This window comes from Bacillus sp. REN10, assembly GCF_016820555.1.
Classification (GTDB): Bacteria; Bacillota; Bacilli; order Bacillales; family Domibacillaceae; genus Bacillus_CE.
In genome coordinates, this window is record NZ_JADHDW010000015.1 from 1 (window position 1) to 16252 (window position 16252).

The 16252-nt window shown below is 40.3% G+C and carries 15 protein-coding genes; all 15 read right to left on the reverse strand.

The window, feature by feature from the left end; all coding sequences use genetic code 11:
- Nucleotides 1–299: 299 nt before the first annotated feature.
- Entirely contained in the window at nucleotides 300–1787 is a 1488-nt protein-coding gene (gene lysS / locus IRB43_RS15540; protein ID WP_203364401.1) for a lysine--tRNA ligase, read from the reverse strand.
- Nucleotides 1788–1814: 27 nt separating this feature from the next.
- Nucleotides 1815–2813, reverse strand: a complete 999-nt coding sequence (gene dusB / locus IRB43_RS15545; RefSeq protein ID WP_203364402.1) for a tRNA dihydrouridine synthase DusB — start codon at nucleotides 2811–2813, stop codon at nucleotides 1815–1817.
- A gap of 19 nt (nucleotides 2814–2832) precedes the next feature.
- The gene (locus tag IRB43_RS15550; protein ID WP_203364403.1) at nucleotides 2833–3042 is read right to left on the reverse strand and encodes a helix-turn-helix domain-containing protein; all 210 of its coding nucleotides are present in this window, start codon (nucleotides 3040–3042) and stop codon (nucleotides 2833–2835) included.
- Nucleotides 2994–3521, reverse strand: a complete 528-nt coding sequence (folK, locus tag IRB43_RS15555) for a 2-amino-4-hydroxy-6-hydroxymethyldihydropteridine diphosphokinase (RefSeq protein WP_203364404.1) — start codon at nucleotides 3519–3521, stop codon at nucleotides 2994–2996. The genes IRB43_RS15550 and folK overlap by 49 nt, the downstream gene beginning before the upstream one ends.
- The gene (folB, locus tag IRB43_RS15560; RefSeq protein WP_203364405.1) at nucleotides 3518–3892 is read right to left on the reverse strand and encodes a dihydroneopterin aldolase; all 375 of its coding nucleotides are present in this window, start codon (nucleotides 3890–3892) and stop codon (nucleotides 3518–3520) included. The genes folK and folB overlap by 4 nt, the downstream gene beginning before the upstream one ends.
- Before the next feature lie 5 nt (nucleotides 3893–3897).
- Nucleotides 3898–4713, reverse strand: coding sequence for a dihydropteroate synthase (folP, locus tag IRB43_RS15565; RefSeq protein ID WP_203364406.1), 816 nt, complete (start codon nucleotides 4711–4713; stop codon nucleotides 3898–3900).
- 104 nt (nucleotides 4714–4817) lie between these two features.
- Nucleotides 4818–5744 carry a cysteine synthase A gene (gene cysK / locus IRB43_RS15570; RefSeq protein WP_203364407.1) on the reverse strand — a complete coding sequence of 309 codons (927 nt, stop codon included), beginning with the start codon at nucleotides 5742–5744 and terminating at the stop codon, nucleotides 4818–4820.
- Nucleotides 5745–5908: 164 nt separating this feature from the next.
- Nucleotides 5909–6787: an Hsp33 family molecular chaperone HslO gene (gene hslO / locus IRB43_RS15575; protein ID WP_203364408.1), complete on the reverse strand. Its 879-nt coding sequence runs from the start codon at nucleotides 6785–6787 to the stop codon at nucleotides 5909–5911.
- Between the two features lie 16 nt (nucleotides 6788–6803).
- Nucleotides 6804–7571 (reverse strand): type III pantothenate kinase, encoded by a 768-nt coding sequence (locus tag IRB43_RS15580; RefSeq protein ID WP_203364409.1) that lies wholly within the window; start codon nucleotides 7569–7571, stop codon nucleotides 6804–6806.
- A 169-nt stretch (nucleotides 7572–7740) separates the two neighbouring features.
- A complete protein-coding gene (gene ftsH, locus IRB43_RS15585) occupies nucleotides 7741–9732 on the reverse strand; it encodes an ATP-dependent zinc metalloprotease FtsH (protein ID WP_203364410.1) in 1992 nt (663 codons plus the stop codon).
- Nucleotides 9733–9846: 114 nt separating this feature from the next.
- Nucleotides 9847–10401, reverse strand: a complete 555-nt coding sequence (gene hpt, locus IRB43_RS15590) for a hypoxanthine phosphoribosyltransferase (RefSeq protein WP_203364411.1) — start codon at nucleotides 10399–10401, stop codon at nucleotides 9847–9849.
- A 4-nt stretch (nucleotides 10402–10405) separates the two neighbouring features.
- On the reverse strand, nucleotides 10406–11797 hold the full coding sequence (gene tilS / locus IRB43_RS15595; protein ID WP_203364412.1) for a tRNA lysidine(34) synthetase TilS: 1392 nt from the start codon (nucleotides 11795–11797) through the stop codon (nucleotides 10406–10408).
- An 84-nt stretch (nucleotides 11798–11881) separates the two neighbouring features.
- Entirely contained in the window at nucleotides 11882–12853 is a 972-nt protein-coding gene (locus IRB43_RS15600; protein ID WP_203364413.1) for a protein kinase domain-containing protein, read from the reverse strand.
- The gene (locus tag IRB43_RS15605; RefSeq protein ID WP_203364414.1) at nucleotides 12822–13556 is read right to left on the reverse strand and encodes a vWA domain-containing protein; all 735 of its coding nucleotides are present in this window, start codon (nucleotides 13554–13556) and stop codon (nucleotides 12822–12824) included. Before IRB43_RS15605 ends, IRB43_RS15600 begins: the two co-directional genes overlap by 32 nt.
- An 84-nt stretch (nucleotides 13557–13640) precedes the next feature.
- A complete protein-coding gene (gene spoIIE, locus IRB43_RS15610) occupies nucleotides 13641–16136 on the reverse strand; it encodes a stage II sporulation protein E (RefSeq protein ID WP_203364415.1) in 2496 nt (831 codons plus the stop codon).
- Between the last annotated feature and the right edge of the window lie 116 nt (nucleotides 16137–16252).

A 16252-nucleotide genomic window follows, 5' to 3' on the forward strand; every position in this document is an offset into this window, starting at 1 on the left:
GTTTGACTTGCTCATAAAATAAAATTTGAATTAACGTTGACGTTTATTTTGTTCAGTTTTCAAAGATCAATTTTTAAGTTGTTGTCGTTTTTAGCGACTTTATTATCATATCAACTTACCTTATAGTTGTCAACAACTTTTTTAACTTTTTTATTGAAAGTTTGTTTTGTTGTTAGCAACGAATATAAATATACCACCTATGAATAATAGATGCAAGCATTTTTTATAGAATAATAGATAAATTTTTTCGCTAATATTTGAAACAAAAAAGACCGCCTAAAAGCAGTCTTTTTCACAAACTATTCTTTATGTCTCATTAACGGGAATAGTAAAACGTCACGGATGGACGGAGAGTTGGTTAATAACATAACTAGTCGATCCACGCCGATTCCTAGTCCACCTGTAGGAGGAAGACCATATTCGAGTGCTTCGATGAAATCTTCATCCATTTCGTGCGCTTCATCGTTACCTTGCTCCCGCTCTTTTAGTTGAGCTTCAAAACGTTCTCTTTGATCAATCGGATCGTTTAATTCTGTAAACGCATTAGCATGCTCACGTCCTACAATAAATAGCTCAAAACGATCAGTAAAACGAGGGTCCTCATCGTTTTTCTTCGCTAAAGGCGAGATTTCTACTGGATGTCCGTAAATAAAAGTAGGCTGAATGAGCTTTTCTTCTACTCTTTGTTCGAAAAACTCATTAACAATATGACCATATTGCATTGTTTCTTTGTACTCAATGCCATGCTCTTTAGCTAACTGACGCGCTTCTTCATCGGTCATTTCCTTCCAAAAATCTACACCTGTATACTCTTTGACAGCATCGACCATGTGATAACGGCGCCATTGAGGTTGCAAATCTACTTCATATTCTCCATATTGCACTGTTGTAGTACCTAATACTTCTTGGGCAATATGGGCGATTAAATTCTCTGTTAAACGCATGATATCTTTATAATCCGCATAAGCCTCATACAGCTCAATCATTGTGAATTCGGGGTTATGACGAGTAGAAATCCCTTCATTACGGAACACACGGCCAATTTCATATACTTTCTCCATGCCGCCAACGATTAAACGTTTCAGATGAAGTTCAATAGCAATGCGCATATAAAGCTCCATATCAAGAGCATTATGATGAGTAATAAATGGACGAGCAGAAGCACCACCCGCAATTGAGTGCATCATTGGCGTTTCCACTTCTAAATACCCTTGTTCATCTAAGTATCGTCTCATAGATTGAATAATGCGGCTGCGAGCCACGAATGTTTGTTGGCTTTCTGGGCTTGTGATTAAGTCTAAATAACGTTGACGATAACGTTGTTCTACGTCTTTCAAACCATGGAATTTATCCGGAAGAGGACGCAAAGCCTTAGTTAAGTATTCATATTGAGTTACTTTAATGGAAAGCTCCCCAACTTTTGTTTTGAAGACTGTTCCAGTTACCCCTACAATGTCTCCTAAATCCGTCATATTAAAAACTTCGTATGCTTCTTCTCCGATAGCATCTTTACGGACATAGATTTGAATTTGACCAGAAAGATCTTTCACATGTGCAAATCCAGCTTTTCCTTTTCCACGCTTTGTCATTACACGACCAGCGATTTTCACCGTGGCTTCTTTCTCTTCAAGCTCTTCTTTGGAAAACCCATCAAACTCGACAATAATTTCTGCCGCTGAATGCGTGCGCTCAAATCGTTTACCGAACGGGTCCATTCCTTTCTCTCTTAAAGCTTGCATTTTCTCTCTTCTGACTAACAATTGGTCATTTAAATCTTCGTGACTCATTTGGTTCACTCCTCTATCTATGATCGCCTATCCAACTTGAATAGATGCTTCTTTCTCTTCCACTTCTTGAACAAAACCGGACAGCAGGTTCACAAGCTCTTCTCTTGTATCACATAAGTTAATTTCTTTACGTACATGAGCGTTGCCGCGAATACCTTTTAAATACCAGGCTGCATGTTTTCTCATCTCGCGCACAGCAATAAATTCATTTTTCAGCTCGATCAATCGATCTAAATGCAACAAGCACACATCAATTTTTTCTCGAGCAGTTGGCTCACCCATCAGTTCTCCTGTTTCTAAATAATGAATCGTACGGTAAATCATCCACGGGTTCCCAAGCGCTGCGCGACCAATCATAACACCATCAACGCCCGTTTCATCCAACATACGTTTTGCATCTTGAGGGGTTTGAACATCACCATTTCCGATAACAGGGATATTCACCGCCTGTTTCACTTCTTTGATAATATCCCAGTTAGCCTGCCCCTCATACATTTGCACACGAGTACGTCCATGAAGGGCAACTGCTTGTCCACCTGCTCTTTCTACTGCTCTGGCATTTTCTACTGCATAAATGTGATCCTCATCCCAGCCCATACGCATCTTGACTGTAACTGGTTTACTCACAGCGTCCGTGACAGCCGCAACCATCTCGTAAATTTTATTTGGGTCAAGCAACCATTTAGCACCTGCATCACACTTTGTAATTTTAGGTACGGGACAGCCCATATTGATATCAATAATGTCTGCATTGGTGTTCTTATCGACAAAGCTCGCTGCTTGAACGAGAGATTCTCTTTCTCCACCGAAAATTTGCAGACTGAGCGGTTTTTCTCTTTCATCAATGTAAAGCATCTCTAATGTTTTTTCATTTTGAAAGACAATGCCTTTATCACTGACCATTTCCGCACAAACTAACCCTGCGCCAAACTCTTTCACTGTCAAGCGAAAAGCAGAGTTACATACACCTGCCATCGGAGCAAGAACAACCGGATTTTTCATTTCGATATTTCCGATTTTCAGCATATTTTAATCACCTTTCTAGTTATTTATCCGGCGGGCTTAGCTCATCTACTCGAATTTGAAGCACTTCAGCTATTTGCAAAAGTAGCTTTTCAGTGATCGGGCGATACCCTCTTTCTACGTCCCCTAACGCGGATACAGGTATACCTATTTCATGAGCAAGCTCTTCCTGGGTAAAGCCTTTCAGTTTCCTAAAGGCTCGGATTCGTCGTCCCCATTGATCTGTTTCCATAGCTGAACACCTTCTCTCCCTTGAATACTATTGATCAGTTCTTCAAGCGTCATCTGTGTGCCTGGAAAGCATATCGTTGAATCTATTTCGAATAACGGTATAAGCACAAAAGCTCGTTCGTGCATTCTAGGATGCGGAACAATTAGTTTCTCTGATTTAATATTGTCTTGATTATACAATAAAATGTCAAGGTCTATTGTTCTCGGCCCCCATCTGATTTCCCTTACTCTCCCAAGCTGGGATTCGATAGAAAGGCACTTATCTAATAATTCTTCTGCACTTAAAGACGTGGCAATTTGTACAGCCATATTTAAAAAACTCATTTGTTCTGTGTATCCCACAGGATCTGTCTCATAAATCGAGGAGAGTCTTTCAATCTCAATTTCCTTCTCTTCGTGCAGCATGGTCAATGCTGCTTGCAAATTAGCCATGCGGTCGCCTACATTCGTCCCAAGTGATAAGTATGCTTTATTTTTCATGATTCATCCTTTTGTCTTTGTCTCGTGATTTCCACCGCTACATGTTGGTAGTGTCCAGGAATAGGCGGATCAGGCTTAATCACTTTAATAGTACAAGCTTGAACAGAAGGGAAATTTTCCAATATAGCTGTAGCAATTTTTTCCGTAATACTTTCCACTAACTTCTGCGGAGATCCTTCTGTAATATCTTTACAAATTCGATACACATCGGCGTAATTCACTGTGTATGCCAACTGATCCGTTTCTCCTGCTTGCTTTAGCGGCACTTCTAAGGTGGCATCTACCCGAAAGCGCTGCCCAAGCTTATTCTCTTCAGGAAACACTCCATGGTATCCGTAAAACTCCATCCCTGTTACATAAATTTTGTCCATGCTTTTTACCCCTTTCCTACTAAGGCATCCATCATTTTTGCCATGCGGCTAATAGGCTTCACATCATGGATCCTTAATATGCTACAGCCCTTTTGAATACCAAAACAGCATGTTGCTCCCGTTCCCTCCATCCTCTCTTCTACTGGAAGATCGAGAACATGGCCAATGATTCTTTTTCGTGAAGTACCAAGCAGTACAGGGAATCCTAAAGCTGCAATCTTATCTAACTCACGGAGCATCTCCAAGTTTTGATCCATACTTTTCGCAAAGCCGATGCCAGGGTCAAGGATAATTTGATTGTTGGAGACACCTGCTTTAACTGCAATATTAATGCTTTCATACAGATCGGCTAGTACATCTCGGATGAACACGTCATAGTCCATTTGCTTCCGATTGTGCATTAAAATAATGGGCACTTTTTTCTCGGCTGCTACTGCAGCAATTTCCGGATCTTTCTTCGCTCCCCATACATCATTAATTATATGAGCACCAGCTTCAATAGATTGACGGGCTGTTTCTGCTTTATACGTATCAATCGATAAAGGAACAGGCACTTCCGAAGCTACAGAACTAATAACTGGTAACACTCGTTCAAGCTCTTGTTCGAGAGGAACAGGTACATGACCAGGACGAGTAGATTCTCCGCCGATATCAATCAAATCAGCTCCTGAAGCAACCATCTCTTTCGCGTGTTGAACCGCATGATCCAGACGATTGAACAGACCTCCGTCTGAAAAAGAATCAGGGGTCGCATTTAAAATCCCCATAATATACGTCTTTTTTGTAAAATCTAAAAGATGCGTTCCCGCTTTCACTTTCATGATGCCAAAAAGCCCCTTTCGCTTGTTAATCTTTTTTCTATTTTACCAAAGAAATGGAGCAAAAGAAAAAACAGACTGAGATCTCAGCCTGTTTTCTGTTATCATTATTCTTCATCAAACTGATAAAGCGGTGTACTTAAATAACGTTCTCCATTACTTGGAATAATGGCTAACACCTTTTTACCTTTTCCAAGCTTAGCTGCCACTTGTAATGCGGCAAAGATAGCTGCTCCTGAAGAAATACCACCTAAAATTCCTTCTTCACGCGCTACTTTACGAGCTGTTTCAAATGCATCTTCATTTTCTACTTTAATGATCTCGTCGTATACGTTCGTATCTAATACTTTCGGCACAAATCCAGCACCAATTCCTTGAATTTTATGCGGACCTGGTTTGCCTCCAGATAAAACAGGGGAATCCGCTGGTTCTACCGCATAAATTTTAATATCTTTAAATGTTTCTTTTAACACTTGGCCTGCTCCAGTAATAGTTCCACCTGTTCCAATCCCAGAAACAAAAGCATCTAGCTGATCCATCTGTTTAACAATTTCTTTCCCAGTCGTACGGCGGTGAATTTCCGGATTAGCTTCATTCTCAAATTGTTGAGGCATGAAATAGCCATGCTCGTCAGCTAGTTCTTTCGCTTTTCGAATTGCTCCGCCCATTCCTTCTGCACCTGGTGTCAACACAAGTTCTGCTCCATAGGCGCGAAGTAAGTTACGGCGCTCCATACTCATTGTTTCTGGCATAACGAGAATGGCGCGATATCCTTTTGCTGCCGCAATCATCGCGAGTCCAATACCTGTATTACCACTTGTCGGCTCAATAATTGTGCCACCTTTTTGCAAACCGCCTTTTTCTTCTGCCGCTTCGATCATCGCTAAAGCAATGCGGTCTTTCACACTGCTTCCCGGGTTCATATATTCAAGCTTCAAATAAACTTCTGCGCTATTTTCATCAACTACATGATTTAATTTCACAATTGGCGTTTGGCCAACTAATTCAGCTACTGAATTTGCTATACGTACCATTTTCTCCACCTCAATGCCGAGTATTTTTATTGGTTATATAGAATTTAACAGTTTTTTTGAGAAAAGTCAATCTTTTTCTCCTTTAAAATTCTCAATTATTGCAAAAAAACCTGCAAAACAAAAATGGTCTTGTCAGGTTTTTCCTTTCTACATGCAGCAAAAGATCAATGAGCTGCTTCCTTCATCTGTTCTAGTTCGCTTTTTGTAAACAAATATGTTTCATTGCAAAAATGACATTGGGCTTCAGCCTGCCCTTCTTCCTCAATCATCTCTTGAATCTCTGCTTTTCCAAGACTAATAATTGCATTGCCGAAACGTTTTTTTGAACAAGTGCACTCAAAGCTTAATGACACCTTCTCCAAAACCCTTACATTCTCTTCGCCCAAAATGTAAAAAAGAATTTCCTCTGGAGTTAAGCCTTGTTCAATCAGCTTAGAGATAGGGGTCATATTCGTAATTTTCTCTTCAATACGAGTAATCGTCTCGTCATCTGCACCAGGCATAATTTGAATCACAAAGCCACCAGCAGCTAAAATAGAGTTATCAGGATTAACAAGCACACCTACACCAACAGAAGATGGCACTTGTTCAGATACCGCAAAATAGTAAGTGAAATCCTCTCCTATTTCTCCAGAAACGATCGGCGTTTGACCTGTGAAATGGTCGCGAAGCCCGATATCTTTCACAATTGAAAGCATTCCATCCGTTCCAACTGCACGGCGAACATCTAATTTACCATGTTGATTTAGTTCAAAGTGCGTTTGGGGATTCGTTACATACCCTCGAACTTCCCCTTTTGCATTAGCATCGACTAGTATAGCACCAATAGGTCCGCCGCCTTGCACTTTAATGGTCAGCTTTTCTTCACCCTTGAGCATCGCTCCCATCATCACACCAGCCGTCATTGTTCGTCCAAGTGCCGCCGATGCTGTCGGCCAAGTGTAATGCTTTCTTTGCGCTTCACCAACCGTTTCAGTTGTATTAGCTGCATATGCACGCACTTGCCCACCATAGGCTAAAGCCTTTACTAAATAATCCTTCATTTAAACACTTCCTTCTTTATCCAATGTTTCGCTTATAAATGAGGCACAGACCCTTTAATGTTAAAAACGGATCAACTACATCAATAGTAGTCGCTTCTTCGGCAATTAAAGGGGCTAATCCACCAGTTGCAATTACAGTTGGCGTCTTCTTACTTTGCGCCTTCATTCGATTGACAATTCCGTCAACCTGACCAACATATCCAAATAAAATACCCGCCTGCATTGCCGCTACGGTATTTTTCCCAACAATATGATCGGGTCTTACGATTTCAATCCGCGGAAGTTTAGCTGCCCTTGAATATAACGCTTCTGTCGAAATATTAATCCCTGGCGCAATGGCTCCTCCCATATAATGTCCGCCTTCATCAATGTAACAGTATGTTGTTGCTGTACCAAAATCAACAATAATGAGCGGACTGCCGTACTCATGAATACCAGCTACAGCATTTACAATGCGATCGGCTCCAACTTCGCGAGGGTTCTCATATTTAATATTCAATCCTGTTTTGATGCCAGGACCAACAATTAGCGGCTTTATATTAAAATATTTTTGACACATTTTCTCAAGAGAAAACATAATTGGCGGAACAACTGAAGAAATAATCATTCCATCGATTTGCGAAAAAGCAAGGCCTTCATGCTCAAATAGATTTTTGATGATCATACCGTATTCATCTTCTGTTTTATTGCGATTTGTTTCAATGCGCCAGTGGTATTTTAATACATCATTTTCATAAACACCCAACACAGTATTTGTATTCCCTACATCCAAAACAAATATCAACTTTTCTCACCACACCATATAGACTTTTTGTTTACTGCCATTCATCATACCACATATAAGCTTCATCAGCATTATGGTACACCCACACCGCCCAAGCTCTTTTTTTCAGACTTTATTGAACATAGATTGAGAAAAGGACGTCGACTTATAGCGTCGACGTCCTTTTCATTTAGCTCTTCAGCTCATCATCTTTATTTATCGGAGTCACCGGCTTGTCTTCAGACTCTACTGCCTCTTCTGTTTGAATTGACTCTTCTTTTTTCTGCACATTTACTTTCACTTGATCTTGGCCATTCCCTTTTGTATCAGGAAGTTCTGGGTTGGAGTACTTTCTTTCAGGTAATGTTCCATGATCAACGAGATGTTTAATTTGAGCGGCATCTAACGTTTCCACTTCAAGAAGTGTATTCGCGATGATATCTAGCTTTTCACGATTTTCTGTTAAGATTTCTTTTGCACGCTCATAACAATTTTTAATAATGTGTTGAATTTCAATATCGATTTCGTAAGCAATCTTATCTGAATAATTCTGTTCATTATTAAAGTCACGACCTAAAAATACTTGTCCACCAGATGTTTGACCAAATTGTAAAGGACCAAGCTTGTCGCTCATACCAAATTCCGTTACCATGCGACGGGCAATACCCGTAGCGCGCTGGAAGTCATTATGTGCACCAGTCGATACTTCCCCAAAAACAATATCTTCCGCTACACGTCCGCCAAGCAAGCCCGTAATCTTATCAAGCAATTCTGGCTTCGTCATGAAATAGCGATCTTCTTTCGGAAGCATGACAGCATATCCGCCAGCTTGACCGCGAGGAACGATCGTTACTTTATGAACCATTTCTGCTTCGTCTAGCACTAAGCCAATAACTGTATGCCCCGCTTCATGGAAGGCAACAATTTTTCTTTCTTTTTTCGAAATGACACGACTTTTCTTAGCTGGACCAGCAATTACCCGGTCTGTCGCTTCATCAATGTCACGCATATCAATCTTTTTCTTATTTTGACGAGCCGCTACTAGTGCAGCCTCATTCAATAAGTTTTCTAGATCGGCACCAGAGAAGCCTGGTGTTCTCATAGCAATCGCTTTTAAATCAACTGATTCATCAAGCGGTTTGTTGCGCGCATGAACACGGAGAACGGCTTCACGACCTGTGACATCTGGACGATCAACTGTAATTTGACGGTCAAAGCGGCCCGGACGTAATAACGCAGGGTCTAGAATATCTGGACGGTTTGTTGCCGCAATGATAATAATTCCTTCATTGGCACTGAATCCATCCATCTCTACAAGCAATTGGTTCAACGTCTGTTCACGCTCGTCATGGCCACCGCCAAGACCCGCGCCACGCTGACGGCCCACAGCATCAATTTCATCAATGAAAATCATACATGGAGCATTCTTCTTTGCATTTTCAAATAAATCACGGACACGAGAAGCACCAACACCGACAAACATTTCAACGAAGTCTGAACCACTGATTGTAAAGAACGGTACACCTGCTTCTCCTGCAGCTGCCCGCGCAAGAAGGGTTTTACCAGTTCCTGGAGGTCCCACTAACAAGATCCCCTTTGGAATTCTAGCACCTAATTCAGAAAATTTACGAGGATCTTTCAAGAACTCAACAACTTCTACAAGTTCTTGCTTCTCTTCATCTGCTCCAGCCACATCTTTAAAACGGACTTTTTTCTTCTCATCATTGTACAAGCGCGCCTTGCTTTTACCGAAGTTCATTACTCGGCTACCGCCGCCTTGTGCTTGGTTCAATAAGAAGAAGAAGAGCAAGAAAATAATTAAAAACGGAATAATCGTCGTGAAGAAAGAGACCCAACCGCTCGTTTCTTTAGCTGGCAGCACTTCTACTTTTGAATCTTTAGCCGCTTGATCCACTCGATTTAGCATCGAATCGCTATTCATCACATAAGTAAGGAAATACTCTCCTTCTTTTGCTCCTTTAAGCTGACCACGAACGGCATAAACGCCTCTCTCAGGCTGCATTGTAAACGACGCAACTTCACCTTTTTCAAGACTGGAAACAAATTGATTATAAGTTATATTTTTATTCGGCTCATTACTGTTATTGAAGTAACTAACAACCCCAATAATAACGAGAAATACTAGTAAATAAAATATGGTATAACGAAATATTCGGTTCATCCCTTACCTCCTCCCACGGTAAAAAATACTGTATTCAATACTATCATAGAAAAACTTGGCATTACAACTATTTGACATACAGATTGATGATTTCATCTGATCTAATCAACCCGCTTATTGCTCTTCCGTCTTTGTATACACTTCTGGCTTTAACACTCCGATGTATGGAAGATTGCGATATTTCTCAGCGTAATCAAGACCGTAACCTACAACAAAGGCATCCGGTACTTGGAAACCTACGATATCGGCTTTAATCTTCGCTTTACGTCCTGTTGGCTTGTCTAAAAGCGTCACAATTTTAATAGATTTCGCTTTACGGTAGCGGAACAGCTCCACAAGATAGCTCAATGTTAAGCCGCTGTCGATAATATCCTCAATAATGAGAACATCTCTTCCTTCAACTGAAGTATCCAGATCTTTCACAATCTTTACTTCTCCTGATGAAACAGTTGAGCTTCCGTAACTGGAAACATCCATGAAATCCATTTCCAAATAAGTATCCACTCTTTTTAACAAGTCAGACATAAACGGCATAGCACCTTTTAATACCCCGATAACAAGAGGAAATTTATCTTTATATTCCTCCGTAAGCTGGCTGCCTAACTCTTTAATTTTTTCTTGGATTTCTTCTTCAGAAATTAGTACTTGCTCAATATCTTGATTTAACAATGTGTTATCCTCCTAGCAGATGATTGCTTGTATAAATTAAAGTGACATGAGGGCTAGTAACTTCAGCCTCATACTTGGACTTCTTTAACCTAGGTACCCATAGCACTTCACCGTCACGATCAGTGATAATTGGCCATTGATCTCGTTTGATTTGAGGCACTTTCGCATCAATGAACAAACGATTCAGCTTTTTTGAACCATTCATCCCTTTTGGTGAAATTTTGTCTCCTTGCTTTCTCGTTCGTACATACAGCGGTAGCTTAACCGAATCAGGATCAACAAGAAAGCAGTAATCACTATGAACGGATGTAGGCGCCTCATCAGCCAGCAACTTAAATTGACCACCAAAAGGCCAAGTGACATGTTCTCCAGCTTGTAATGCAAGCGCATATTCTTGTTTGCTTTCCTGTTCAAAACTAAACACACATTGGTCATATTCACGACGAACTTTTAACCCGTTAGGAAGGTCTAAACTTCCAGACGACAATCCGCCTTTTAGCAATCGAAGAATTTGTTGAATATGTATGAAGGAAAATGCTATTTTACCTTTGTAAAGATAGTTTAATATTAGATGAATCGCCCTTCTTTGTAAAGGCAAAGGCATCTCTACAAACGCATTGATTTGCACTTTTGCACTAGTCCCATTTTTTTTAAACACCTTATGCATTATAGCTTCTGTTAATTCATTTAAAAACTGATCATCTTCCTTCATTTCTTCACTGAATCGCTGAAAATGCTCATGGACTTTCGGGTTCTCCTGTTTGAAAAAAGGCAGAAGATGGTGCCGAAAGCGATTCCTTGTGTAATATAGCTGATCATTGCTCGGATCTTTTCGTGGATCAAGTGCTTTAGCTAGACAGTACTGTTCAATCATTTCTTTCGTTAAACCAAGCATAGGCCGAATAATTTCTCTCTCCGCAAAGCGACGCCGAACAGGAATTCCTGTTCGCACACTGGCTCCTTTCACTAACTGCATGACAACGGTCTCGATTTGATCATCTCCATGATGAGCTAAAGCCAGTTTGTTGGTAGAGAATTTCCGCATCCCCTCCTGAAAAAATTGATAACGGATTTGTCGGGCTGTTTCCTGTAGCCCTGTTGACTGTATGTCCATGACGGTTGCAACATTCACTTGTTTAGTATAGCAAGGGATAGCATGCTTATAACAGAACTGTTCAACAAACTGTAATTCAGAAAAGGATTCTTCCCCTCTGAACATATGGTCTAAATGAAGAGCATACACTTCGATACCAAACACATCACGATAACTGGATAAGTAATGCAGAAGCGCTAAAGAATCTGGTCCGCCAGACACACCGACAGCTATTTTATCGCCTTTTTCAATTAATTGATGCTGTTTTATAAATCGTTTCATTTGCTCCTCAAATACCAGCATAGTTTCCTCTTCTCGATCCTTTTATATTTATGACTATACTATCATTTTTATAAAGGAAAAAACAGTTTCAGAAGCTTGTTTTCATTAGAGTAGTTCAAGAAAAACATACAAGGCATACAAGAATGTAATGGTGATAATAGCAGCTGCTGCTTTAAAGCGCTGTCTTATCCGCTGCTGCTTTTTTATCGTGCTACGTCCTGCTATACGCCCTGCACTTACATTTCTTCTAAGTGGGGGTGAATTTGGGCGAACATTTCCTGGACTTAATGATGCCATCAAATCTTCTCTCATTTGCCATGCCGATACATAACGACCTTCTAGAGCTCGAATCAATACAGGCGCATACGGCTCAAATTCCTTCTTCTGCTTGATACGGGAAATGACTCCTTTCACTCCATGTTCATCTTTGTTAAAGCGATTCGGATAGATAAGATTCACTGCTACCATAGCAGCTGCAAACACATCATAAGCGGGGTCAGCTGTTCGCGAACCTGCACCCCAATATCCCCTGTCAAAAAACTCGGTATACTCTTTCACTGCTCTTCCTTGCTTTGTCGTCCCACCCACATCAATACAGCGAAGACGAAAAGGCGGTCCAGCAACAAGTAAATTATCTGGCTTAATGTCACCAAATATCCATCCTTCTTGATGCAAAGCTTGTAAATTTTCAAGCAGCTGCAAAAGCAGTACGCCAATCCATGAGGCTCCCTTTTTCTCAATGAAAGAAGATAAAGTCGGCCCCTGAATATACTCCATTACATAAAAAGGGTATGTTTGCCCCCCGGCTTCCCAATCATCTTCATCGACCAAATAAGGCCCGAGGGAAGACCCCTGGACCTTATTAAATGCCTTCAGTACGTTGATTTCGGATGTAATTGACAGTTGACTACTTAATTTTAAAGCTAGTGATCCATCCTTCCCTTTCACTAAAAAGACGGTACCAGTCGCTCCTCGTCCTAACTCACGCTCCACAATATACGTTTGCTTATGCCACTTCCCGCGAATCACCGTCCCTCTCGATAAACTAAATTGATTCTTCGAAGTATTCATCATCATGAGAGAACCAGCCTTTTTGATTCCTTTTTTGCTTAAACTGTGAGATCGCTTCACGAATAGCCGGACCTGTTGGTGTCAATCCTCCAGTAGACAGCTTAGAAAACAATGAAGTTAATGAGTCTAATTGCGGTGTCCAATCTAAAAGCTGTTCAACTTCTTTTCTTTTCCCGGGAAATACATACAACGAAAATAAATTGTTTCCCATTCTTGCATTCATACTTAATGAAAGGTCTAATAACGCTTCTTTCACTGTTGGCAGTTTATCTTGCATACTCGCACTCATATCTACTAAAATTAACACTTCTAAATTAGCCGTTTCCCCTAACTCCTCCACTACTTCCATCACTTCACCCCGTTTTTCAGGGGGCAAAGACTCTATTTCAACATCACTGCTTAATATTTTCTTTAATTGCTGATTAACAACTCCTTGCAACGTTTGCGTCATTGCTTGCCGAGTGACCATTTGTACCGTATGAGACAGCTGCGTTTTATACACAATTTGGCTCATCCCACCGCCAGATAGAGCAATATGATCAATTTCTGTCATTCCTCTTGGATTTTCTGTTTCACGTCCTACAATGCCAATAACATTGACTGTGATTCCTTGTTCAGCTGCTAATGCAGCCATGGCTACTGGGTCTTCACCATGATTCGAACAACCATCTGTCAACAATAATATTTGCTTAATTGTACCTGTTTTCATGAAAGTCCCCTCCTACCTGATACGAGTTATTAGTATACTCGCCGGAAAAAAGAGGAAATATACATCTATACCTTTCATCTCTGCTTAAGAGATTTTCTTTTTATTTTTCGAAAAGCTTATATTCATTGGGATAGATGCCCACTTTGGTAAATTATGAGCTACTTTTGTCACCACTACTGTCATATCATCCTCAATATCTCCCGCCCTTGTTCGAATCACTTCCTCCATTAACAAGTCCGCTACTAGTTGCGGATCATCCGTCTCTAACTCAGCAATTTTTCTTTTCATCCACATATCGTGATTCTCTACATTTCTTGGCCCTTCAAACACTCCATCGCTCATCATAATGATTAAATCACCAGATTTTAACTGTTCACTCACAACATCCACTTCAAACTCCTGAAGAATTCCAATCGGTAAATTACTCGCCTCCACTTTGATAATTTTACTGCCTCGCTTAATAAAACTAGGAGTAGATCCAACTTTCAAAAAATTAGCCGCAGCATCTTGCAGATCAATAATCACTAAATCCAGTGTAGAGAAAATTTCATCTGTTGTTCGCAATTGCAAAATGGAGTTCACCGATTTGATCGCCAGCTTTTCTTCAATACCTGATTTTAATATTTGCTGCAAAAGGCGCAGCGTCTCATTGCTTTCATAGTGGGCTCTTTCGCCATTTCCCATCCCATCACTAATCGCTACCGCATACTTTCCTGCTCCTAATTCAATAGTGGAATAACTGTCTCCCGAAACAAATCCTCCTCCTTTTGCAGCATGAGCAGCACCTGTTTCTATCGCAAATGCCTTAGCGGAACGGAATGTAATTTCACAAACTCCTCCTAGCCCACCTTCACATTCTTCTTTATGAACGACAACGTTATCTCCTAAAATATCCGACAACATTGGAGCTAATAATTTTTGACATTCCCCATGCTGATTGCTTGAATAAGGAACCGTCATATCAATATCAACATTGCTTTTTTGTAAGCTATATATATCAATGTGTTCAATTTCTATACCGAATGATTCAATCGCCTCCATAATTTGTTCTTCTTGCTGATGATGATTTTCCCTTTCACGCTGAATTTCTTCTGCAAAATCGCTCATCACTTCTGATACTCCCCGCAATTGTTCAGCCACAAGTTTCCTACTGTCATATACTTGTTTTTTCAGCTTTTGGTTTGCTTGATAATAAGTCAATTGCTGACTGATCGCTTCCTCTACCCTTTTCGGTCGAAAACAATGCTTTTCTAAGTCTTTAGCAAGCCTTTGGGAAAGCTTTTCATTTCCATCATCGAGTTCATGTAATACATCAGTCATTAATTGATATGTTTGTTGAAAGTTAGTTGCCCAGCATTGCTCTTTCTTAAAGCAAGTTTGACATGTTTTTTCGGTCACATGGCTTAAAAACATATCTACCTCCCGCTCTTCACTTTCATCTAAGCTGTTTACATTAAAATGAGAAAAACTTTTCGATAACGCTTGAAATACTTCAGAAAACTGCTCGACTCGACTAGCGGTCACATCTCGCATTTTCATTAAGTACTGCTGCTGTTCTTTCGAATGCTCTGCCGTACCAGGAATGAGCTTGGCCAATTGATTAGTGACTATTTTGGGTGTTAAAAACAAAAACATAATCGCTACTAATGATTCATACATCGATGGAGCGAGAGGAATTCCATTTTCACTGTACATACCAGCAAGAAGCGTGGCGGTCAGTAGCCCTACCGATACTCCTAACTTGCGCCACTCTTTCAGCAATCCTCCTAACAACCCCGCAAAGGCAAGTAAACTCATTTGAAAGAAGCTAGCTACACTAGCTAAACTGAAAATCAAGCCTGTTACTACCCCGACCGTTGATCCAACCGCAGCTCCAGAAATGAAAGAGAAAACGAGTACTAAATATCTTGAAAAAATATGTTCAATAGATAAGCCGTACAGGGACCAGCCAATCGTTCCTGATGTAATGGAAGCAAGCGTAATAATCAAACTAACTACCTCTTCCATTTTCAAAGATTTTACTCGTTTACTAAGTGCTAAAAACGGAATGCTTTGCATAAAAATAAGTGTCAAAACAAAAGCAAGGGAAGCCTCGATGACGCCCATCAATACATCGTACCCACTCAGCACATAATTACTTTGCATATACGCTACGCCTAAGTCGACAGCTAACACAGTAAAAAGAACAAGAAATGGAAGGGAAATGGTATCTTGTTTCGTAAAATTCTTAAATAAGCGATGCGCTACTAAAAAAAATATGATTGTAGCAAAGGAGTAACTAACTTGCTCGATAGATAGAGTAAGAGATCCGGCAAGTATACCAAGAAAGGCTAAAGGAGCAGCCTCTCTCCTTAACATGAAAGCCGCCGCAAAGAAGGGCAAAGCAAAAGGCGTCAAGTGTGACAGAATAAGTGCCCGACCTAACAAAAATCCAATCAGCAAAAAGACAAATCCTTTCTCAAGCATCCATTCTTGTAGTTGAAAAATCATTTTTGTTAACCCTTGGAACAGTGCTAATTTCCTTTCCTCTAAATCTACTTGACCGACTGGCTCTACTATGTCTCTTTCCACTCTCTCCATAGTTAGCACCTCTATTCGTTTTTCTTTGTTGAATATTATAAAAAAATATAAGACAAAACTTTGTCAAAATGAGAGACCTATCCTAAAAAAGTGTTCGACAATATACACATGAAAAA

Bases quoted from the DNA above. Each gene is read 5' to 3' on its own strand.
- IRB43_RS15605 (WP_203364414.1), bottom strand. From the start codon at position 13,556: ATGAAAACAGGTACAATTAAGCAAATATTATTGTTGACAGATGGTTGT.
- hslO (WP_203364408.1), bottom strand. From the start codon at position 6,787: ATGAAGGATTATTTAGTAAAGGCTTTAGCCTATGGTGGGCAAGTGCGT.
- spoIIE (WP_203364415.1), bottom strand. From the start codon at position 16,136: ATGGAGAGAGTGGAAAGAGACATAGTAGAGCCAGTCGGTCAAGTAGAT.
- IRB43_RS15600 (WP_203364413.1), bottom strand. From the start codon at position 12,853: ATGATGATGAATACTTCGAAGAATCAATTTAGTTTATCGAGAGGGACG.
- IRB43_RS15550 (WP_203364403.1), bottom strand. From the start codon at position 3,042: ATGGAAACAGATCAATGGGGACGACGAATCCGAGCCTTTAGGAAACTG.
- cysK (WP_203364407.1), bottom strand. From the start codon at position 5,744: ATGGTACGTATAGCAAATTCAGTAGCTGAATTAGTTGGCCAAACGCCA.
- folP (WP_203364406.1), bottom strand. From the start codon at position 4,713: ATGAAAGTGAAAGCGGGAACGCATCTTTTAGATTTTACAAAAAAGACG.
- tilS (WP_203364412.1), bottom strand. From the start codon at position 11,797: ATGCTGGTATTTGAGGAGCAAATGAAACGATTTATAAAACAGCATCAA.
- folB (WP_203364405.1), bottom strand. From the start codon at position 3,892: ATGGACAAAATTTATGTAACAGGGATGGAGTTTTACGGATACCATGGA.
- dusB (WP_203364402.1), bottom strand. From the start codon at position 2,813: ATGCTGAAAATCGGAAATATCGAAATGAAAAATCCGGTTGTTCTTGCT.
- ftsH (WP_203364410.1), bottom strand. From the start codon at position 9,732: ATGAACCGAATATTTCGTTATACCATATTTTATTTACTAGTATTTCTC.
- folK (WP_203364404.1), bottom strand. From the start codon at position 3,521: ATGAAAAATAAAGCATACTTATCACTTGGGACGAATGTAGGCGACCGC.
- lysS (WP_203364401.1), bottom strand. From the start codon at position 1,787: ATGAGTCACGAAGATTTAAATGACCAATTGTTAGTCAGAAGAGAGAAA.